Raw genomic sequence first — 19,315 nt, 5'->3', positions numbered from 1 at the left:
AGGAATTGTTACTGCTCGCCTCAACATATAAGCTGTCAAAAATGACATTTTTAAGCCTTTTCTCGTACCACAATAATAGACTGCTCCTGAATATTAAGCATTTCGGTAAAAAACTTCTGAAGGTATGGATAGTAACCTGCGCCATAAACAGCTAAGGGAAAGTAGACCCTGCAGTGAACCATAAGGTTTTGGTTATCTATTTTTTGTGTCAGGAAATGAAGAGAACCTCCCTTTTCTGGAAGCGCGATCACCCTATTTTCCGGAAGTTCCACAAATTCATGAGTTTCCGGGATTTCAATGCTGATGTTATAAGTGTAAGCATCCTTATAACCGAAATCAATGGGATAGGTTCTCTCCTTTAACTTAAATGGATTTTCCCTGAAAAACTTAAAGCTGAAGGGATTGACGTAATAGAGGTCATTGATCTTCTGACTCGAATTCTGAAGATCAAAAGACAGATCAACTTTATTTGAAGATTGTGCCTGAGCAACAGCTAGACTCATTGTATGCGGATTGGGATTTGAAAGCTCCTCAAAAATTTCTTCAGACTTAAGATCCTCCAGGATATTCTTTACAGAAAGGGCATGATAGCCAGAAAAGGAATGTAGAGATTTACCTGTTGCCGTACCATCGGGATGTAATTTTATAGAATCATGAAGAATGATGGTTGAAATACCTTCGGGTTCTATTTGGTACCAGCTACTACCGTTTTCAAAATCCAGTAATCTTCCGTATTTATTCAGGGTGCGAAAAGGAGTGATCCCAAAATTGGTATTTTTCTCTGTTGCGTCCAGCAGGTATTCCTTTTCATCAAGAGTGAGATGAACCATAAGGTAATTGAATTCTGAGAGGACGGGATATAACTGGGTGGGAATTCCATTTTCACGTGTGGAGCTCAAAAGAGGCAGTACCTCAAATCCCTCTTCCACGTAGATATTGTGAAGCAGGATATTGATGGCAGATACGTTACCTGTCTTTTCCTCTAACAGCTCCTTAATGCTCACATCCTGGAAGATCTTATAATCTCCATTCCAACGATAGTTGTTCTTTACGAAATCAAAGATCTCCTGTGCTTTTTCAAGAGAATTGGATTTACTGCTAATAGCGGCAGGCAGTACGCCTTCTACCCATTTTGTTTTTCTTAGCTGTTTTCCCAGATCGTTGTCTCGTCTAAGCTCCCTGTCTACATCGTCCCAGGTTTTTGTGAACTTCTTTGTGCGCCCGTCTGGGATGAAGATTTCCTGCAGTTCATATTCAATTCTTGACAGGAAATTATATCTTGAGGTAAGGTACTTCTCTTCCTTAAAGGCGGGAATATCTTTCATTACGTATTCAGAACTCATACAGTCTGCAGGTTCAGGAATACCACGAATATGAAAGCAACGTTTCTTCACGTCATTGTTTTCAACGTCCAACGCCTGGGTACCTACTTTCCTGATATTGTACCTGTAGTTCCCAGGAATATCGGCGAGATACCGGCTGTACATTTTAGGAATGTCTTCCTGAAACCACCAGGATTCAAAATTGAAGTAGAATGGGGATTCCTTTTGAAAGGAGTAGGTGATTACTGCTCCAGGTTGTACAGAGGGGAAAGTGAACTTAACCACATCGTATTCCGGGTTCTCTTCAGTGAAGATCATCTCTGGTTTGACCCGTCTTACCTGAATAATTCCATTTTCAAGAAAATGCGTTGCAGCTTCCAGGTCATGAATTTTTTCTCTATTTGACCCATTCTTACGGAGCCTGATCTGGATACTGGCGTGCTTAAAACCTTCTTTGTTCAGGATCTTAATTTTGGCTTTATAATCTGAAAGCAGATGGTAATCTCCTCCCTGTTGAAACCGGCTGTATCCATTTTCGTAGATGTAAAAAGCATTCGCCGTAGCATCTTTGCTGTAGCCTGTAGCCTCAAGTTCGGCTTTATTTACAGTAAGGTCCTTAAGGTTGAATAATTGTTCTTGAGAGAAAAGAGAAAGAGAAATAAATAGAAATGGGAGAAGTAAATATTTAGTCATGAGTATTTAAGTGGATGATTTTCAGTCGGTTGTTCTTTCGTAGGTAATTTTGAATTATCTGCTGTGCATCTCTGTCACTCTTCATGGGGGTAATGATCGATTTGATGATCTCCATGTTGTTCAATTGATAATTCAGGTTAAAATAACCAATTCCTTTGAACTCTCCTTCTTCCACTAATAACGCGCTCTTCTCGTCTAATTCCCTACCGCGGTCAATGACCAGCATATTTTGATTTTCGTAGCTGTATTTATTGAGCACCTGGTTTACGCGCTCATTGTACTCGAGTACATTCTCCTGGCCTGCACAGGCACCTTTACATTCTTTAATGCTATAACTAAAGCAATTGCCGTTTCCGGTATGTAGTCCCGTAAACTTTTGACAGAGTTCATATTCCTGCTGAATGTTTTCAAGTGCAGCCCTTGCCTGTTGTAGATTTGCAAAAGCTGTTATATATTTTTTACGACCATCTATTTTACCAATTCGAAGATGAATAAATCCATCCTTGTCCCGTATCTGATACAGGGCATGGGAAAAAATAGATCTTTTTAAAGCCTTGTTGTATTTGGGTTTGTTACGTTTAACCTCTTCATTTTCCTTAAGCAATGCATTCAGCTCATTTCCCGTGGCTTCATAGCTCACAGAGGCTACTTCTTTCTGAATTTCCAGGGATTTCCTGTTTTCGCTGGTGAAATGCTGATTTACCCTTTTTTTAATATTCTTGCTCTTGCCAATATAGATAATGTCGCCATCTGCATTGTGAAGATAATAAACTCCGGTTATCGACGGAAGTTCATCGAGTAGCTGAACGAGTTTTGTGTCCATTTGGAGCCGGGGAGCATTTCTAACGGTATTTTTTAGAATTTCCTTATCTGAATCCTTAGCGAGCAGCATCTTGAAAAGCTTTACCGTAGCCTGTGCATCTCCACTTGCACGGTGCCGGTCGCTCAAAGGAATTCCCAGTGATCTTACCAGTTTTCCCAGACTGTATGAAGGCTGCCCGGGAATAAGTTTTTTTGAAAGTTCTACTGTACAAAGGCTTTTGCGCTCAAAATCAAATCCTAGTCGGCCAAACTCCGTCCTTAAGATACGGTAATCGAATTTTGCATTATGGGCAACAAGAATTGCATCTTCTGTGATCTCGACAATTCTTTTTGCCACCTCAAAAAACTTAGGGGCATTTCGCAGCATTTCATTGTTAATTCCCGTAAGCCCAACAACAAAAGGCTGTATTGGGATCTCGGGATTCACAAGGCTTATGAATTGATCTACTACTTTATGTCCGTCAAATTTATAGACAGCAATCTCTGTAATTCCCTCTTCATTATACTTCCCGCCGGTAGTTTCTATGTCTAAAATTGCGTACAAATGCTTAACCCTTATTTATTGTAATTTCTTTCTCCAAATATTGAACTTCCTACTCTTATCATTGAACTTCCGCACTCAATGGCGATCTTATAATCGCCACTCATTCCCATCGATAAAGTTGTGAAGGAATTATACCTGGATCTAAACTCTTCAAATGTACTCTTTAAAAAGCTAAATTCCTCTTTTATTTTGTCAGTATTGTCTGTAAGGGTTGCCATTCCCATTAAGCCAACCACCTTGACGTGAGCCATTTTGCTGTAAGCTTCGCTCTCCAGGATTCCCTTTGCTTCAGCAACATTTATTCCAAATTTCGAATCCTCTTCGGCTATTTTGATCTGGAGCAGGCAATCGATGTTGCGACCGAATTTTTCTGCCTGCTTGTCTATTTCCCTGAGTAGTTTCAGGGAGTCTACAGCATGAATAAGCGTGACATATTCGGCCATGTACTTTACCTTATTTCGCTGTACATGTCCCACCATATGCCATTCAATATCCTTCGGAAGATTTTCCCATTTGGTCGTCATCTCCTGGATCTTGTTCTCCCCAAAAATGCGGTGCCCTGTATTATAGGCCTCTAAAATGTCATTTTCGGGCTTGGTTTTGGAAATTGCAACAAGGCTAACTTCCTCCGGAATTTCTGATTTTATCTTTTTCAGATTGTCTGCAACATTCATACGCATTGATTCTTCAGAATTCGTAAACCGTTAATCCGCTTCTAAGTTTGGGTTCTATACAGGTGCTTTTGGGAGGCATAGTGAGGCCGGCATCTGCAATTTGTTTAATCTCATCAAAGGTAAGGGGCAACATTCCGAAGCCAACAGCAAAATTGCCTTCGTCGACCTGTTTTTTTACATCGAAGCTTTCGTTTCTACCGGGAAGATAAGATATTCTATGGTCATTTTTAAGATCTTCGATCCTTAAAAGCGGGCGTAGCACCTTGATGTATAAGATGTAAGGGTCTAGGGTGCTCAGGGAATCTGTAAATTCATAATTGGTTTTGCGCAGGTATAGGGAGTAATATTCTCCATCCAGGTACATCGAAAAATGGTGTTTCTTAGAAGGCTTATAAAACTCAGTGCCTCGATTTTCGATCCTGAACCATTCGTCCAGCTGCATGAGAAATTCTTTTTTCCCCAGGCCATTTAGGTCTTTTATTAGCCGGTTGAATTCATAAAGCTTCAAATTGCTCTGGGCAATCATATAGCTCAGAAAAAAATTATAGGGTTCCTCGCCCGTGTGCTGTGGGTTCTTTTCTTTAGATTCCTTAGCCAGTAGCCATGAGGAGGCGCTTCTATGATGACCATCGGCAATGTAAACGGCCTCCATCTGGGCAAATTCCTCCCTTATCTTCTCAGTTCTTTCAGGATCATTGACGATCCACAGGTAATGTACATCACGGTTAAGCGAAGAAAACTCATATTCTGGTCGCTCCTGCATCACTTCCGAAGTTATCTCATTGATCACGTCACTATCGGGATAGGTGAGGAGCACAGGTTCTGTGTTAAAGCCTACAGTTTTCAAATAATCTTTGAACAATTGCTCGCGGTGAGAAATTGTATCCTCGTGCTTCCTTATCACATCATTCTCATAATCATTGGCACTGGTGGCAGCAATGATCCCAGAGTATACCTGGTTTCGGGAAATGGTCTTATAGATATAATATGCCGGCACTTCATCCTGAATAAAAATACCTTCCTCCTTAAATTCCAGGTATCGATTTTTAACCAGTTGAAAACGCTCACTTCCCGATATTTCTTTCTGAAATTTATAACCCGGATTGAGGATGTGAAGAAAAGAAAACGGATTGTGTTCCAACTGAAACTTTACTTCTTCTACAGCATATTCCTGGAACGGACGGGTAGGAACAAGGCCTACCTTGTCACGAGCGGGCCGTACTGCCTTAAACGGAATGATTTGTGCCAAACATTGCTAATTAAGAGGGTTCAAAAATGCCATTTTTAAGAGGTGAACTGGCGAGATATTTTTTCTGCTTTTCTACTTTCTGAATAATCATAGAAACCTTCTCCAGATTTCACCCCGAGCTTTCCGGCCTGTACCATGTTAACCAACAAAGGACAGGGCGCGTATTTCGGATTTTTAAAACCGTTGTACATTACCTCAAGAATGGAGAGGCATACATCGAGCCCGATGAAATCGGCAAGCTGTAAAGGGCCCATAGGATGTGCCATGCCTAGTTTCATCACTGTATCTATCTCCTGAACCCCAGCTACGCCGTTATAAAGTGTTTCTATAGATTCGTTGATCATGGGCATAAGAATTCGGTTTGCGACAAAGCCAGGATAGTCATTTACTTCGACCGGCTCCTTTTTCAGCTTTTTTGAAAGGTCCATGATACTGGAAGTAATAGCATCACTGGTGTTGTAACCTCTTATGATCTCTACCAGTTTCATCACAGGCACCGGATTCATAAAATGCATCCCAATTACGCGCTCTGGATTTGAAACAACCGAAGCGATCTTTGTAATGGAGATGGAAGAAGTGTTAGAAGCAAGTACAGTATCTTTTGAACAAAGCTCATCAAGTTGCTTAAAAATAGAAAGTTTGAGGTCAACGTTTTCTGTAGCTGCTTCCACAACCAGGTCAACATTTTTTACTCCCTTGGAAAGCTCAGTAAAGGTTGTGATATTGCTTAAGGTGTTGTTCTTGTCATCTTCAGAGATCTTTTCTTTGGCGAGCATGCGATCAAGATTTCCAGAGATGGTGTTCATGCCTCTTTCCAGACTTTTTTCTGAAACATCAATAAGGTTTGTTTTATAACCAAACTGGGCAAAAGTATGGGCAATCCCGTTGCCCATTGTTCCTGCTCCAATTACTGCAATATTTTTCATAGTGATATTAGTTAAATGATTGGATAATTTTTTTTGCTACCCGCAGGGCATTGGTTCCCTGCTCCAGACTCACCACAGGAGTGGTATCATTCTTTATGGCCTGGGCAAAGGAATTCAGCTCCTCTAAAATGGCATTATTGGGGTTCACTTGTGGATTATCAAAGTAGATCTGTTTTTTTAAACCTTCTGCATTCTGAAGGATCATATCGAAATCCCCAGGTTGTTGGGGAGCATCTTTCATCTTTACCACCTCGCATTTCTTCTCGAGAAAATCTACAGAGATGTAAGCGTCTCGTTGAAAGAACCTTGCCTTCCGCATGTTCTTCAGGGAAATTCGGCTGGCTGTAAGGTTAGCAACACATCCGTTTTCAAACTCGATACGCGCATTGGCAATATCGGGTGTATCACTAATCACCGAGACTCCATTGGCCTTAATTTCCTTTACTTCAGACTTTACGACACTAAGAATGGCATCAATATCATGGATCATAAGATCGAGTACAACCGGTACATCTGTCCCCCGCGGATTAAACTCTGCCAGGCGATGCGCCTCAATGAACATCGGGTTATCGATCTTACCTGCAACCGCCTTAAAGGCAGGATTGAAACGCTCTACATGCCCCACCTGCCCCTTTACATTATGCTCTTTTGCCAGCCGCGTAAGCTCTTCGGCTTCCTCAACCGTATTGGTGATAGGTTTTTCAATAAACAGGTGCTTTCCTGCCAGAATGGATTTTTTTCCAGTTTCGAAATGGGATAAGGTAGGGGTAACCACATCTACCACATCTACTGCAGCTATGAGCGCATCAAGGTCGTTGAAATATCTATAGCCAAATTCCTCTTCTACCTTTCGCCCGCTGGCTTCATCTATATCATAGAAACCAACCAATTCATATTCCTGAGATTCCTGCAGAAGGCGCAGATGAATTTTTCCTAAGTGTCCTGCTCCCAGGACGCCGGCTTTTAGCATAATTTCTGTTTTGAACAAAAATAATATTAATTGAGCTAAAGCCAATGCCAATTACGCCGGAATCATTATCGGCCTTTCTATTTTTTCTTTATCCTGAGGTAATCTTTATGTAATTTTGCGCAAAAGCAAAACGGTGCGAAAGGATACGATCAAACATCAAGGTAAGAGATTGCAGCTGGCCAAGGTTGTGGAAGACAAAGGGATAAAAGACGAAAAGGTTCTTGATGCTATAAAAAAGATTCCGCGTCATCTTTTTATGGATAGCAGCTTTGAAGATCACGCGTACCAGGATAAGGCCTTTCCCATAGCTGCAGATCAAACCATATCGCAGCCTTATACCGTCGCTTTTCAAACAGAGGTATTGCAAGTAAAAAAGGGAGATTCCGTTCTGGAAATTGGTACCGGAAGTGGTTATCAAACTGCTGTACTATGTGAGCTTGGAGCCAGGGTTTACAGTATAGAAAGACAACAGGAGTTATTTAAAAAAACCAAGTTGTTTCTCTCCAAAATAGGATACAGGCCGCGCTATTTGAGCTTTGGAGACGGCTATAAAGGCCTACCCGAATACGCTCCGTTTGACAGGATAATAGTTACCGCGGGAGCTCCTTTTGTACCCAAGCCATTGCTAAGCCAGCTCAAAGTTGGTGGCAGGATGGTGATCCCTGTGGGGAAGGATCTGCAGGTAATGACTCTGTTTGAGAGAAAATCTGATACAGAATTTGAAAAAACAGAATTTGGAAATTTCAGATTCGTTCCATTACTGGAAGACAAAAATTAAAGCTGAAACTTAACAAAAATAAAAAAAGGAGGCTCGAGACCTCCTTTTTGTTTGAGCGCTAAAGCATTAATTTTTGTGGTATCCTGACCAGCTATCTTTCACACCGTTGTGCCAGAAATCCCCAGAAAAAGAATTATTAGTCCATTTTCCCGACACAAGGAATCCGAGTATATCTTGGTCTCCATCTGGGTCATAGAATAGGTAGTTGTCGAAAAAAGACCAGGTGCCCCAAACAATTCCTGCCTCGTCACCATAAGGTTTATAAGAGGCAGTACCATCTGCGTAGAAATCAACATCGGCCGCGATCATGGCATCCCCAAAGTTGAAGGTGAATTCCCAGGTAACATCAAGGATATTTCTGTGATCACTTAACAGAATTGGATCATCACTTAAATTACAATTTCCCTCTCTAAAGTGGTAATATTCCATAGCTTCATCTCCGCTAAACAAGTTTCTAACATCAACATCTGAAATCAGACCGCTGCGAATGAGTACGGGTTCAGGACCTGGTTGAAGTTGAGTGATCTCAATATAATACTCATCAAATCCAGGACCATCGGGCAGGGTAAAGCATAAAGGAAGGGAGTTTGTTTCTGCGTAATCCTCATAATCGGTAACAATAACAGAATTCTGAAGGTTTTCATGAAGTACATCTCCTTTAGGAGAAAAGGCATCGCCACTGAATTTCCAGACATCTACTTCATATTGAATAAATTCTGCATGTCGGCCTGTTTCATCACAGTAGTTTCCAAAAATGCAAAATTCTATCACCTCATAACCATTAAGATCAAAAAAGAGGTACCCATACTGGTTTACGTTTCTGTCATCGAAACAAACTACTTCTACATTCTGATATTTTTTAACTCCTGCACCAAGATTTATATCCATAGGAAGAGATTGTTCCACCATGTCGTCAATTCCTCCCGGCTGCCCATCATCCATTGGGGCTATCCAAAGTACGTTCCCATCTGCATCAAGTACAGTGAAGTATTCTAGGGTGTAAGTACCGGGAACAAGTTCCAGGGTGGCAGACTCTTCGGTAAAATAATCCAAAGCACCGTCTCCATCCATATCACTTGGATTTGGGTGAAGATCTAATCTTAGCGGAGTAGATTCTGATCCAGCCACATAAACCTCGTCCAGACTAAGAATAATTTCTACGAACGCTGGAATACCATCAGAACATTCCGGAATATCAGAATTCACCTGTTTGTTCTGTTGTTTTTGAGCGAGATCATTGAGGAGGGTGTGAAAGGAGAGGTAAGCGGTATCCTTGTTTATGGCTGGAGATTCATCTTCTTTGCTACAGGAAGCAAACAGCAGGGAAAAGCTAAGGAAAATTGCGGAGAGAAGTTTTGTCTTCTTCATAGTTAGTGGTTTTGGTTATATTGAATGGTTAATATTCAAACTTAAACACCACAAGCAGGCTAACATTTAGGATCGAGGCAACAAGAGGGGGAAAGGTAAAAGGTGGAGACTTTAATGATCCACTTTAAACTTTGGAGGGCAAAATAGGAGAACTAATATAGTTTGCTGCTGGAGAAGATGAAATAGGGGAAAACCAGTAATTAGTTTAAAAAAAATGATCCCGAAGGGCCGATTTCTTCGGAAGAATACAACGCAGTTAATATATTGATATTCAGAAATTAAGGTTTCGTGTAAGGCAAAAGGAAAGGATTTTTTCTACTTGTATTCCTTCTGAATCCGGTCGAGTTTTCGCTTGTTTTCCCGGTCTTTAATGACCTCTCTTTTGTCAAACAATTTTTTCCCTTTAGCCAAAGCTATTTGCATCTTTGCAAGTCCGCGGTCATTGATGAAAAGCCTAAGGGGTACAATAGTAAGACCTGAATTTTTCACTTCCTTTTCTAACTTCCGAAGTTCTTTTCGGTTAAGAAGCAGCTTACGTGCATGTTTTGGATCATGATTAAAATATGTAGCATGCGAGTATTCCTGAACGGTCATGTTGATCACGAACAATTCACTATTGGAGAACTCACAAAAACTCTCAGCAATAGATGCCTTTCCTTCCCGAATGGCCTTGATCTCGGTACCGGCGAGCTTTATTCCGGCGACATAGGTATCGAGGATCTCGTATTCGAATTTCGCTTTGCGGTTCTTTATATTGATATCGTTCTTCATGCTAACAAAAATAACAAGCTTTGTTGAAATAGCAGTCTATTTAGCGAATTCTTAAAACCTACGCGATAATTTCTGTTTCACTCACAGAAAAGTTATTTTTGCGTTTTACAGTTCCCCATGATGAAAAAGTATCTTTATTTCTCCCTTTTATTAGCGTTGTTTTCCTGTAATGATGAAGCATCTACTTCTGAAGCAGACAAAATAGTAGCCAAAGCAATTGAACAGGCGGGTGGCGAAAAATATTCTCGTGCCAGCATTGAATTCAACTTCCGCGGAAATCTTTACACCAGTCAAAGAAATGGCGGTGAATTTGAATTAACGCGAAAGATCACAGATTCTACCGGCACCACCTATTACGACGTGTTGAACAATAAGGGCTTTAAGCGCTTTCACCAGGACGAAGAGGTAGCGATTTCAGATTCTCTGGCTGGGGTTTATTCCGAAAGTGTTAATGCGGTGCATTATTTTGTGCAGTTACCATTTGGATTGAACGATGATGCAGTGGTCAAAGAGCTGGTGGGGCAGGACACTGTAAATGGAAAATTATATCACGAGATCAAGGTGACCTTCAGGCAGGAAGGCGGCGGCCAGGATCACGAAGATGTTTATATGTACTGGATTGATAAGGAGAACTACAGCGTAGATTATCTGGCTTACCGGTTTTTCGTAAATGACGGCGGCATCAGGTTCAGGAAGGCAGTGAATCCAAGGACTGAGGGAGGAATAAGATTTGTAGATTACGAGAATTACAAGACCAATGATCTCACTACCCCGTTGCAAGACCTTGATGACATGTTCCAAAAAGGGGAATTAATTAAAGTGTCCCAAATTGAGAACGAAATTCTGAATGTGGAGATCAAGGAATAGCAGCGAATAGCGGAGTAGACCTCAAAAGACGTAACTTATTCAGCAACATTAGATTTTACTTTCTTTCAAAAAAGGGATTTCAGAATAGCTTTTTTGAATATCTAGTTGTGGTATTTCACCTGGGCAGATTTTTTGCCATCTGCATCTATATTTACGATAAAAAGGCTTCCGTATTCCTTTTCATCAAGAGCTTCAAATTTCTCTTCACCAAGAATGGCATTAACAAACGCAGGATTAGTGTTGCTATGGCCAACCACCAGAACCGTCTTTCCCTTGGTCTTCCCTTGAAATTCGACGCTGTTTAAATTGCGGGGATCATAAAATTGCACCTCTTTTCCCTGTGCCTCAGCAATCTTGGCAGCTGTAGAACGGGTTCTTTCAAGGTTGGTGGACATGATGAGGTCGAATTGTACCTCTTTGAGGATATCCACCCATTTTTCAGCCCGAAGATGTCCTGCAGCTGTTAGCTTCGGATCTTTATTTTGAGGATCACCCTCGTCCTTTTCTGCATGGCGAATAAAATAGTAGGTAGTACTTTCCTGCATAGGTGGTTCAGCTGAATTGTGAGAAGCTCCCATGGAAAGGAAAGATAGCAGAATAATAAAATAAGAGTTCATAGCGTTAGTCCCTTTGAGTGAATTCCATGAGGATCAACTGGTTAAGCTGTGGTCCCATAGAATTGAAATTGTTATCGGAAATTAGTAGGAGAGACCTGTTTCCGTTAGGTAGAACAGGTCCAAAGGTGATGCCTTCGATATTGTCAATGATCTCCTGACTAAGAAAATCCTTAGCCCATTTAAAATCATACAACAAAGTTTTCTTCGCCGGATTGTTGAAGGAAACCCGCAGGTTGTTAATATCCAGGGTATTTGTGGCCAGGCTGGCGTCCACATCAAATATTCTAATGGTATTTCCTTTTTGACCGTGACCGGCAGCAAAACCTCTTTCCAGAATGAGAAACTTGTTGGGTGCATATTCCAGAAGATCAGTTACGCCATTTACTGCAAAGTACAGCCATGGGATTTTTGCAATACGCTCCAATCTGTATGGAAATTGTTTTGTGGCTTTTTTACTTTGCTTGTCAAAATAGGTGATCCTCACAGGTGATTTTGTAGGATACAACTTCGGTTTTGGACCATCAGTTTCCAGAGGCAGTTCCATTGCTGCCCAAAGGCCTTTGCCGTCAAAAGAGGTTGCAAGACCTTCAAGAGTTCCGTTGTTCCTGGGCTTTTTAATACTTGCTGCCAAAAGATTTTCGGGCAGCAGAAAAGTATCTACGAAATTTCCCCTTTTTGACACCCTGAAGAGCATAGGGTCTTTTTGCTTGTTGATGCTTCCTTCACTACTTAAAAGGAAGTTTTCTTCCGCAGGTTCAAAAATCAGACTTTCCAGGTCCAGATGCTCATTTTTAAGCTGGTCATGATTTTTCTCCAGAAGGATGACCTCTTTGATTTGAAGGCTGTCAATATTTTCTTCGGAAAGTTCCAGGCTTGCAACGTAGATGCGAGGATTTGAAGGATCATCACTTACCATAAATAAAGTTCCTTCATGGTAGTCAATGCCTGAGAGGCCTCCTACGCGGGTGCTTTCTATTTCGAGATCTTCAGGGATCGTATAATCATCTAAAAATTTTACCTGCACATTGTCTGTGCTGCCCAGGCGTGTACTCTTACAACTAAAGAGGGCGGTGGCTAAAAAAGCGAGAAGGAAAATCTTTTTCATGCCGATAAAAATAACAAAATCTTAAGAGCAAAATGGGATATTTTTAATGGAGTTGTATGCCCTCTTTTCCTAATTTCGGAAGAAACCATAAAACTATAATTATGAATGATGATCAAATTGAAGGAAAATGGAAACAGATCAAAGGAGAATTCAAACAGAAGTATGGAGATCTCACAGATGATGATGTGACCTATCGCGAAGGAAAATTTGATGAAATGCTGGGACGGCTTCAGGAAAGAACCGGACGCAGCAAAGAAGATCTAAAGCGCGAAATAGACAGATGGTAAACATCTTTTAAAATAGATCAGGCCCCGATATCGGGGTCTGATTTGTTATTGGGCAATCTCTTCCTGATTTCTGAAAACCAGTTCCCCATTGAAGGAATCGAGTAAAATAATACTTTCCGTATGGATCTTTCCGCTAAGAATTTCCTTAGACAACTTGTTCAGAACTTCTTTCTGTATCGTTCGTTTCACAGGCCTCGCACCATATTGGGGATCAAATCCCTTTTGAGCAAGATCTTCAATAGCATCTGCGGTAGCATCCAGAGTGATCCCCTGTTTTGCAAGCATTTTTCTTACTCCTTTTAATTGTAATCCTACAATCTCCCTGATGTCATTCTTGCTGAGAGGTGTGAACATGACAATATCATCAATCCTGTTCAGGAATTCAGGCCTTACGCTTTGTTTTAACAATGCCAGAACATCAGTTTTAGCACTTTCCATTGCTGTGTCGAGATCCTCTACTGCTTCAAACTTCTCCTGTATGATATGAGAACCCATGTTTGATGTCATGATGATGATCGTATTCTTAAAATCGGCTAGGCGTCCTTTATTATCTGTAAGTCGTCCCTCATCCAGCACCTGGAGCAGGATGTTAAAAGTATCGGGATGGGCTTTTTCAATTTCATCCAGTAAGATCACAGAATAGGGTTTTCTGCGAACTGCTTCGGTCAATTGTCCGCCCTCATCGTAACCTACATATCCTGGAGGTGCCCCAACCAACCTGCTAACTGCATGGCGCTCCTGGTACTCGCTCATATCTATGCGGGTCATGGCACTCTCATCATTAAAGAGATAATCGGCCAGAGCTTTGGCTAGTTCGGTCTTACCTACTCCAGTAGTACCCAAAAATAAGAAGGAGCCTATTGGTTTCTTTTGATCCTGCAGGCCGGCTCTGCTTCTTCGTACAGCATCACTTACTGCCTGTATGGCTTCGTCCTGGCCAACAACTCTTCTATGGAGCTCATCTTCCAGTTTTAAAAGTTTCTCACGCTCTGTCTGAAGCATTTTGGTTACAGGAATGCCTGTCCACTTTGCTACTACTTCAGCGATATCTTCATTAGTAACTTCTTCCTTGATCAAGGATTTTCCCTGCTGATTTTCTTCCAGTTGTTTCTGAAGCTCGGCTAATCTTTCCTGTTCTTCCTTGATCTTTCCGTAGCGAAGTTCAGCAACCTTTCCGTAGTTGCCTTCCCGCTCGGCGCGTTCGGCTTCCAGTTTATAATCCTCGATCCTGGACTTTGCCGTCTGGATGTTATCTACTACCTCCTTTTCATTTTTCCACTGGGCATGGAGCTCATTGCGCTCGTCCTTGAAATTGGCAAGATCTGCCCTTAAAGCCTTTAATTTAGTTTCATCATTCTCCCGTTTAATGGCTTCCATTTCGATCTCCAGCTGCATGATCTTACGGTCGAGCACATCAAGTTCTTCGGGTTTGGAATTGATCTCCATGCGAAGTCGGGAAGCTGCTTCGTCCATAAGGTCGATAGCCTTATCGGGTAAAAATCTGTTCGTGATATACCGCTGAGACAACTCAACAGCCGAGATGATCGCCTCATCTTTAATGCGCACTTTGTGGTGGGTCTCATATTTTTCTTTGATCCCACGCAATATGGAAATCGCACTTTCGGTATCTGGTTCATCTACCGTAACCTTCTGGAAACGTCGTTCCAGGGCTTTATCTTTTTCGAAGTATTTTTGATATTCATCAAGCGTGGTTGTCCCAATAGCTCTCAGTTCGCCTCTCGCAAGAGCAGGTTTAAGAATATTGGCTGCATCCATAGCGCCCTGTCCGCCACCGGCACCAACTAAAGTATGGATCTCGTCGATAAAGAGTACAATATTACCCTCACTAGAAGTCACCTCCTTAATTACAGCTTTAAGTCTTTCCTCAAATTCACCTTTGTACTTTGCTCCTGCGATCAAGGCACCCATATCAAGGGAATAGATCTGCTTGTCCTTGAGGTTTTCGGGTACATCTCCCGAAATGATACGATGTGCGAGACCTTCGGCAATGGCAGTTTTTCCAACTCCAGGTTCTCCAACCAGCATTGGGTTATTCTTGGTCCTTCTGGATAGGATTTGAAGTACACGTCTTATTTCTTCGTCCCTTCCTATTACCGGATCCAGTTTACCTTCCTCGGCAAGTTTGTTGAGGTGGTTCGCGTATTTATTCAGGGAATTGTATGTCTCCTCGGCACTTTGAGAGGTGACATTTTCTCCCTTCCGAAGCTCCTGAATAGCGGCTTTTAAGGCTTTTTCTGTAGCTCCTTGATCTTTCAGGATCTGTGCAACTTTGCTCGACGATCCAAAAATGGCTAAAATAAGGTGTTCGACGGAAACATACTCATCTCCCATTTTCTTCGCTATGGAAGACGCATCATTTAAAGTTCTCGAAGCTTCGCGGGAAAGCATGATATCACCACCGCTTACTTTTGGAAAACTCTGCAAGGTCTTATCCAGGATCTGTTGAAAAAGCCCCACATTGATGTTCAGTTTCTTCAAAAGAAACGGCGTTACATTTTCATCGACAAGGCTAATCGCTTTAAACAGGTGTTCGTTCTCAATTTGCTGATGCCCTAATTCCTGAGCCAGTTGCTGGGCCTGCTGAATGGCTTCCTGGCTTTTTATAGTGAAGTTATTCAAATTCATAGTTGTTGTTGTTTGATCTTTTTCTTCTGAAATAGCAAAGCATGTACCAGTGAAAAACAGCGGACAAAATGACTGGAACAGAGGAAAATTCAATGACTTTTTGTCTCTTATAAATATACTAAATTTGTATTTTGATAAGGAGAAAACCATGCAGATTTCTTACTTTTCAAGGCACTAGAATTGTTTAATTTAAGTATTCAAAAATGGGATTATTTGATAAAGTTTTTAAAAGCGAGCGGGATATTGTGAAGAAGGAAATCGAGGAGGTGCCATGGCATGCGCTTACCGAAAGCAAACAATTAGAAGAAATTGAGAAAGAATCTGAAAAGCAACCCGTGGTGATCTTCAAACACTCCACCCGCTGCGGAATAAGTAAAATGGTACTGAATAATTTCGAGCGGGAGTACGACCTGCCTAAGGACAAGGAAGTAAAGCTTTATTTCCTGGATCTGCTGGCCAATCGCGAACTTTCTAATGAAGTTGCCAGTCGTTTTGGAGTTAGACATGAAAGTCCGCAAATGATCATCATCAGGGATGGAAAAGTGGTGCATCATGCTTCTCATCATTCCATAGATCTCGCCAGCGTAAAGGCAGAAATCAAATAAGGGAAACTGGTTTTATGTTAAACTATAAAATGCAGTTAAATCTTTTATAATCAGGTTTATAGGAGGATGATATCTCTTTATATTAGTTACAATAAAATTTTTAATAACTAAAAAACTTGTAATATGGAAGAGAGAAGAGAAGACCGTAACAGGCAAGATCGTCAAGAAGAGCAAAGGAGAAATCAACAGCAGGAGGAAACAAGAAATCCTTCTCAACATGCTGCTGGTGATCGTGACAAGCAGAGACAGGAAGATGCCGAGAGAGAAAGAGACATGGAACGCGATAGTAATAGAGAAGATCGCAATAGCAGGGAAGACAGATTATAACCTGAACCCCTTAGAGACTAATAGAAAGAGCCGCATTAGCGGCTCTTTTATTTTATTTTTTCTTCGGTTCAAAGACCGGCAGCAGTTTGGTGCTTACTTCTCCAAAGCCTATTCGGTAATTCTCCTTTTGACAGTAGCCACGCATAATAACAGTGTCATTATCTTCTATAAAGGCGCGAGTGCTTCCATCTTTAAGTGCAATAGGTTTTTCACCTTTCCATGAGAGTTCCAGCATGGAACCGTAAGAATCTGGAGTGGGGCCCGAAATAGTTCCAGATCCCATCATGTCTCCCGAAACTACAGGGCAGCCATTTATAGTGTGATGCGCCAGCTGCTGACTCATATTCCAGTACATATGTTTAAAGTTGGATTTAGAAACTCTGGTTTCCTCACCGCCTTCTGGTTGTAGAAAGACTTCCAGCTCAATATCAAAACTTTTCTTTCCCTTTGATCTTAAATAGGCGAGTAGCTCCTTTTCTGGCTTGGGACTTTCTACTCTAAAAGGTTCCAGAGCATCAAGAGTAACGATCCACGGGGAGATCGAAGAGGCAAAATTCTTCGCCAAAAATGGCCCCAAAGGAACATATTCCCAGGTTTGAATATCTCGAGCACTCCAGTCATTGAATAGCACAAGCCCAAAAATATAATCCTCCGCTTCTTCAATAGGAATAGGTTCTCCTAAATGATTAGCATCTGTGGTTATAAAAGCCATCTCCAGTTCAAAATCCACCCGTTTTGACGGTCCAAATACAGGAGTATCGGCATCTTTTGGTTTTGTTTGTCCCTGGGGGCGATGCACCGGGATCCCACTAGGGATTATCGAGGAGCTCCTTCCGTGGTAACCTACAGGAATGTGCAGCCAGTTTGGCAACAGTGCATTTTCGGGATCGCGAAACATGGTTCCCACATTGGTAGCGTGTTCTTTACTTGAATAGAAATCTGTATAATCTCCTACCTGCACCGGCAGTTGCATTTCAATTTCATCAAGACTAAAAAGCACAACTTTTCTATGCTCCTCATGATCGCGAAGAGCATTGTTATTAATATCAAAAATTTCTGCGATACGGTTCCTTACCAATCTCCAGGTTTTCTTTCCGTCAGATATGAAATCGTTTAAGGTATCCTGAAGAAAGATATCATCTGTAAGAGGAATTCCTTCAAAATAACCCAGCTGGTGCAGAGCACCAAGGTCAATGGCGGTATCTCCTATGCGGGTACCAATTGTGATAATATCATCCCTTGTGAGGAAAACCCCAAAAGGAATATTTTGAATAGGAAAATCAGAGTTTTCGGGTACTTCCAGCCATGTTTTTCTTGTAGGGTCGTTAGCTGTAATGGACATAATAAATGTTGGTATTTTGTTAAAATCAATTCAAACCAAATATATTATTTTCTTACTAAGAACCGAATGTATTTGCTATTTTTGAGTATTATTTAACGTAAAAAGTTTATATGCAACGGGATAAAGAATTGTTTGATTTAATTGAAGCAGAAAAAGAAAGACAACTTAATGGTTTAGAGTTAATTGCAAGTGAAAATTTTGTTAGCGAGCAGGTGCTGGAAGCAGCCGGTTCTGTGCTCACAAATAAGTACGCAGAAGGTTATCCCGGAAAGAGATATTATGGTGGTTGCGATGTAGTTGACGAAGTTGAAAATCTTGCGATCGAGAGATTAAAGGAACTTTTCAATGCCGAATATGCCAACGTGCAACCTCATTCGGGCTCCCAGGCAAATACAGCAGTATTCCATGCCTGTATGAAACCGGGAGATAAATTTCTTGGTTTCGATCTTTCACATGGCGGACATCTAACTCACGGTTCTCCCGTGAATTTCTCCGGAAAGCTTTACCAGCCTGTGTTCTACGGAGTGGATAAAGAAACCGGACTGATAGATTATGATGAAGTTCAGAAAATAGCTGAAAAAGAGCAGCCTAAAATGATCATTGCTGGAGCTTCGGCATATTCCAGGGAAATTGATTACAAGCGTTTCCGGGAAATAGCCGATAGCGTAGGTGCCATTCTGTTTGCAGATATTGCACACCCGGCTGGCTTGATCGCCAAAGGCCTTCTCAGTGACCCGATCCCTCATTGCCATGTTGTGTCTTCTACTACGCATAAAACCCTTCGCGGGCCACGTGGCGGGATCATTATGATGGGAAAAGATTTCGATAATCCATTTGGAGAAAAGCTCAAAAACGGAAGTTTGAAAAAGATGTCAGCTCTACTCAACAGCGGGGTTTTCCCTGGAAATCAGGGCGGGCCTTTGGAACATATCATTGCAGCCAAAGCAGTTGCATTTGGAGAAGCACTTACCGACGAGTTCCTGCACTATACGGTACAGGTGAAAAAGAATGCCAAACGAATGGCAGAAGCTTTTATGAAAAAAGGATATGACGTGATCTCTGGCGGAACTGATAATCACATGATGTTGATCGACCTTAGGAACAAAAATATATCTGGAAAAGATGCCGAAGAGGCCCTTGGAAAGGCTGAGATAACGGTGAATAAAAATATGGTTCCTTTTGATGACAAATCCCCATTTGTCACTTCCGGAATCAGAATTGGTACTCCGGCAGTCACCACGCGTGGCTTAAAGGAAGACGATATGGACACCATTGTAGAACTTATTGATAGAGTGATCACCAATTATCAGGATGAGGATAAACTTGAGGGAGTAAGAGAAGATGTGCTCGACCTGATGCAGGGAAGACCATTATTTCAAATGTAAATTTAAGCCGGGCCGGG

At 41.5% G+C, this 19,315-nt stretch carries 18 protein-coding genes; 6 read left to right on the top strand and 12 right to left on the bottom strand.

The window, feature by feature from the left end:
- Window positions 1-50 precede the first annotated feature (50 nt).
- Genes HC175_RS00800 through HC175_RS00775 form a run of 6 tightly spaced genes read right to left on the bottom strand, consistent with a single transcriptional unit; the run spans window position 51 to window position 7,200 of the window.
- Entirely contained in the window at window positions 51-2,015 is a 1,965-nt protein-coding gene (locus HC175_RS00800; RefSeq protein ID WP_168136618.1) for a hypothetical protein, read from the bottom strand.
- Complete coding sequence (locus HC175_RS00795) at window positions 2,008-3,381, bottom strand: exonuclease domain-containing protein (protein WP_168136617.1); 1,374 nt, start codon at window positions 3,379-3,381, stop codon at window positions 2,008-2,010. Before HC175_RS00795 ends, HC175_RS00800 begins: the two co-directional genes overlap by 8 nt.
- 11 nt (window positions 3,382-3,392) lie before the next feature.
- Window positions 3,393-4,055 carry a YggS family pyridoxal phosphate-dependent enzyme gene (locus HC175_RS00790; protein WP_168136616.1) on the bottom strand — a complete coding sequence of 221 codons (663 nt, stop codon included), beginning with the start codon at window positions 4,053-4,055 and terminating at the stop codon, window positions 3,393-3,395.
- Between the two features lie 13 nt (window positions 4,056-4,068).
- A complete protein-coding gene (locus HC175_RS00785; RefSeq protein ID WP_168136615.1) occupies window positions 4,069-5,304 on the bottom strand; it encodes a DUF1015 domain-containing protein in 1,236 nt (411 codons plus the stop codon).
- Between the two features lie 35 nt (window positions 5,305-5,339).
- On the bottom strand, window positions 5,340-6,230 hold the full coding sequence (locus HC175_RS00780; RefSeq protein WP_168136614.1) for a 3-hydroxyacyl-CoA dehydrogenase family protein: 891 nt from the start codon (window positions 6,228-6,230) through the stop codon (window positions 5,340-5,342).
- Between the two features lie 7 nt (window positions 6,231-6,237).
- On the bottom strand, window positions 6,238-7,200 hold the full coding sequence (locus HC175_RS00775) for a Gfo/Idh/MocA family protein (protein WP_168136613.1): 963 nt from the start codon (window positions 7,198-7,200) through the stop codon (window positions 6,238-6,240).
- A 133-nt stretch (window positions 7,201-7,333) separates the two neighbouring features.
- On the opposite strand from HC175_RS00775, the gene HC175_RS00770 reads away from it, so the two are divergent.
- Window positions 7,334-7,978 (top strand): protein-L-isoaspartate(D-aspartate) O-methyltransferase, encoded by a 645-nt coding sequence (locus tag HC175_RS00770; protein WP_168137108.1) that lies wholly within the window; start codon window positions 7,334-7,336, stop codon window positions 7,976-7,978.
- Between the two features lie 66 nt (window positions 7,979-8,044).
- Here HC175_RS00770 and HC175_RS00765 read toward each other — a convergent pair whose 3' ends face one another.
- Together HC175_RS00765 and smpB are read right to left on the bottom strand one after the other, a co-directional pair.
- A complete protein-coding gene (locus HC175_RS00765; protein ID WP_168136612.1) occupies window positions 8,045-9,346 on the bottom strand; it encodes a hypothetical protein in 1,302 nt (433 codons plus the stop codon).
- A 315-nt stretch (window positions 9,347-9,661) separates the two neighbouring features.
- Window positions 9,662-10,117, bottom strand: coding sequence for an SsrA-binding protein SmpB (smpB, locus tag HC175_RS00760; RefSeq protein WP_168136611.1), 456 nt, complete (start codon window positions 10,115-10,117; stop codon window positions 9,662-9,664).
- Between the two features lie 117 nt (window positions 10,118-10,234).
- On the opposite strand from smpB, the gene HC175_RS00755 reads away from it, so the two are divergent.
- Window positions 10,235-10,984: a DUF6503 family protein gene (locus HC175_RS00755; RefSeq protein WP_235942487.1), complete on the top strand. Its 750-nt coding sequence runs from the start codon at window positions 10,235-10,237 to the stop codon at window positions 10,982-10,984.
- Between the two features lie 101 nt (window positions 10,985-11,085).
- Here HC175_RS00755 and HC175_RS00750 read toward each other — a convergent pair whose 3' ends face one another.
- Together HC175_RS00750 and HC175_RS00745 are read right to left on the bottom strand one after the other, a co-directional pair.
- A complete protein-coding gene (locus HC175_RS00750) occupies window positions 11,086-11,601 on the bottom strand; it encodes a SixA phosphatase family protein (RefSeq protein WP_168136610.1) in 516 nt (171 codons plus the stop codon).
- Between the two features lie 4 nt (window positions 11,602-11,605).
- On the bottom strand, window positions 11,606-12,706 hold the full coding sequence (locus tag HC175_RS00745) for an esterase-like activity of phytase family protein (protein ID WP_168136609.1): 1,101 nt from the start codon (window positions 12,704-12,706) through the stop codon (window positions 11,606-11,608).
- 101 nt (window positions 12,707-12,807) lie between these two features.
- On the opposite strand from HC175_RS00745, the gene HC175_RS00740 reads away from it, so the two are divergent.
- Window positions 12,808-12,993, top strand: a complete 186-nt coding sequence (locus HC175_RS00740; protein WP_168136608.1) for a CsbD family protein — start codon at window positions 12,808-12,810, stop codon at window positions 12,991-12,993.
- A 45-nt stretch (window positions 12,994-13,038) separates the two neighbouring features.
- On the opposite strand, the gene clpB is transcribed toward HC175_RS00740, so the two are convergent.
- Window positions 13,039-15,639, bottom strand: a complete 2,601-nt coding sequence (gene clpB, locus HC175_RS00735) for an ATP-dependent chaperone ClpB (RefSeq protein ID WP_168136607.1) — start codon at window positions 15,637-15,639, stop codon at window positions 13,039-13,041.
- Window positions 15,640-15,842: 203 nt separating this feature from the next.
- On the opposite strand from clpB, the gene ytxJ reads away from it, so the two are divergent.
- Together ytxJ and HC175_RS00725 are read left to right on the top strand one after the other, a co-directional pair.
- The gene (ytxJ, locus tag HC175_RS00730) at window positions 15,843-16,244 is read left to right on the top strand and encodes a bacillithiol system redox-active protein YtxJ (RefSeq protein ID WP_168136606.1); all 402 of its coding nucleotides are present in this window, start codon (window positions 15,843-15,845) and stop codon (window positions 16,242-16,244) included.
- Window positions 16,245-16,367: 123 nt separating this feature from the next.
- Window positions 16,368-16,571 carry a hypothetical protein gene (locus tag HC175_RS00725; RefSeq protein ID WP_168136605.1) on the top strand — a complete coding sequence of 68 codons (204 nt, stop codon included), beginning with the start codon at window positions 16,368-16,370 and terminating at the stop codon, window positions 16,569-16,571.
- Between the two features lie 52 nt (window positions 16,572-16,623).
- On the opposite strand, the gene fahA is transcribed toward HC175_RS00725, so the two are convergent.
- Window positions 16,624-17,913: a fumarylacetoacetase gene (fahA, locus tag HC175_RS00720; protein WP_168136604.1), complete on the bottom strand. Its 1,290-nt coding sequence runs from the start codon at window positions 17,911-17,913 to the stop codon at window positions 16,624-16,626.
- Window positions 17,914-18,023: 110 nt separating this feature from the next.
- Between fahA and glyA the strand changes: the two genes are divergently transcribed.
- Window positions 18,024-19,298: a serine hydroxymethyltransferase gene (glyA, locus tag HC175_RS00715; protein ID WP_168136603.1), complete on the top strand. Its 1,275-nt coding sequence runs from the start codon at window positions 18,024-18,026 to the stop codon at window positions 19,296-19,298.
- Window positions 19,299-19,315: the final 17 nt, after the last annotated feature.

It is taken from the genome of Salinimicrobium oceani, from assembly GCF_012037645.1.
The sequence above is the reverse complement of the archived record's forward strand: the minus strand, read 5'-3'. Positions and strand labels throughout refer to the sequence as shown.

Bases quoted from the DNA above. Each gene is read 5' to 3' on its own strand.
- HC175_RS00800 (WP_168136618.1), bottom strand. From the start codon at position 2,015: ATGACTAAATATTTACTTCTCCCATTTCTATTTATTTCTCTTTCTCTT.
- HC175_RS00790 (WP_168136616.1), bottom strand. From the start codon at position 4,055: ATGAATGTTGCAGACAATCTGAAAAAGATAAAATCAGAAATTCCGGAG.
- HC175_RS00780 (WP_168136614.1), bottom strand. From the start codon at position 6,230: ATGAAAAATATTGCAGTAATTGGAGCAGGAACAATGGGCAACGGGATT.
- HC175_RS00775 (WP_168136613.1), bottom strand. From the start codon at position 7,200: ATGCTAAAAGCCGGCGTCCTGGGAGCAGGACACTTAGGAAAAATTCAT.
- HC175_RS00765 (WP_168136612.1), bottom strand. From the start codon at position 9,346: ATGAAGAAGACAAAACTTCTCTCCGCAATTTTCCTTAGCTTTTCCCTG.
- smpB (WP_168136611.1), bottom strand. From the start codon at position 10,117: ATGAAGAACGATATCAATATAAAGAACCGCAAAGCGAAATTCGAATAC.
- HC175_RS00755 (WP_235942487.1), top strand. From the start codon at position 10,235: ATGATGAAAAAGTATCTTTATTTCTCCCTTTTATTAGCGTTGTTTTCC.
- HC175_RS00750 (WP_168136610.1), bottom strand. From the start codon at position 11,601: ATGAACTCTTATTTTATTATTCTGCTATCTTTCCTTTCCATGGGAGCT.
- HC175_RS00745 (WP_168136609.1), bottom strand. From the start codon at position 12,706: ATGAAAAAGATTTTCCTTCTCGCTTTTTTAGCCACCGCCCTCTTTAGT.
- HC175_RS00740 (WP_168136608.1), top strand. From the start codon at position 12,808: ATGAATGATGATCAAATTGAAGGAAAATGGAAACAGATCAAAGGAGAA.
- clpB (WP_168136607.1), bottom strand. From the start codon at position 15,639: ATGAATTTGAATAACTTCACTATAAAAAGCCAGGAAGCCATTCAGCAG.
- ytxJ (WP_168136606.1), top strand. From the start codon at position 15,843: ATGGGATTATTTGATAAAGTTTTTAAAAGCGAGCGGGATATTGTGAAG.
- HC175_RS00725 (WP_168136605.1), top strand. From the start codon at position 16,368: ATGGAAGAGAGAAGAGAAGACCGTAACAGGCAAGATCGTCAAGAAGAG.
- fahA (WP_168136604.1), bottom strand. From the start codon at position 17,913: ATGTCCATTACAGCTAACGACCCTACAAGAAAAACATGGCTGGAAGTA.
- glyA (WP_168136603.1), top strand. From the start codon at position 18,024: ATGCAACGGGATAAAGAATTGTTTGATTTAATTGAAGCAGAAAAAGAA.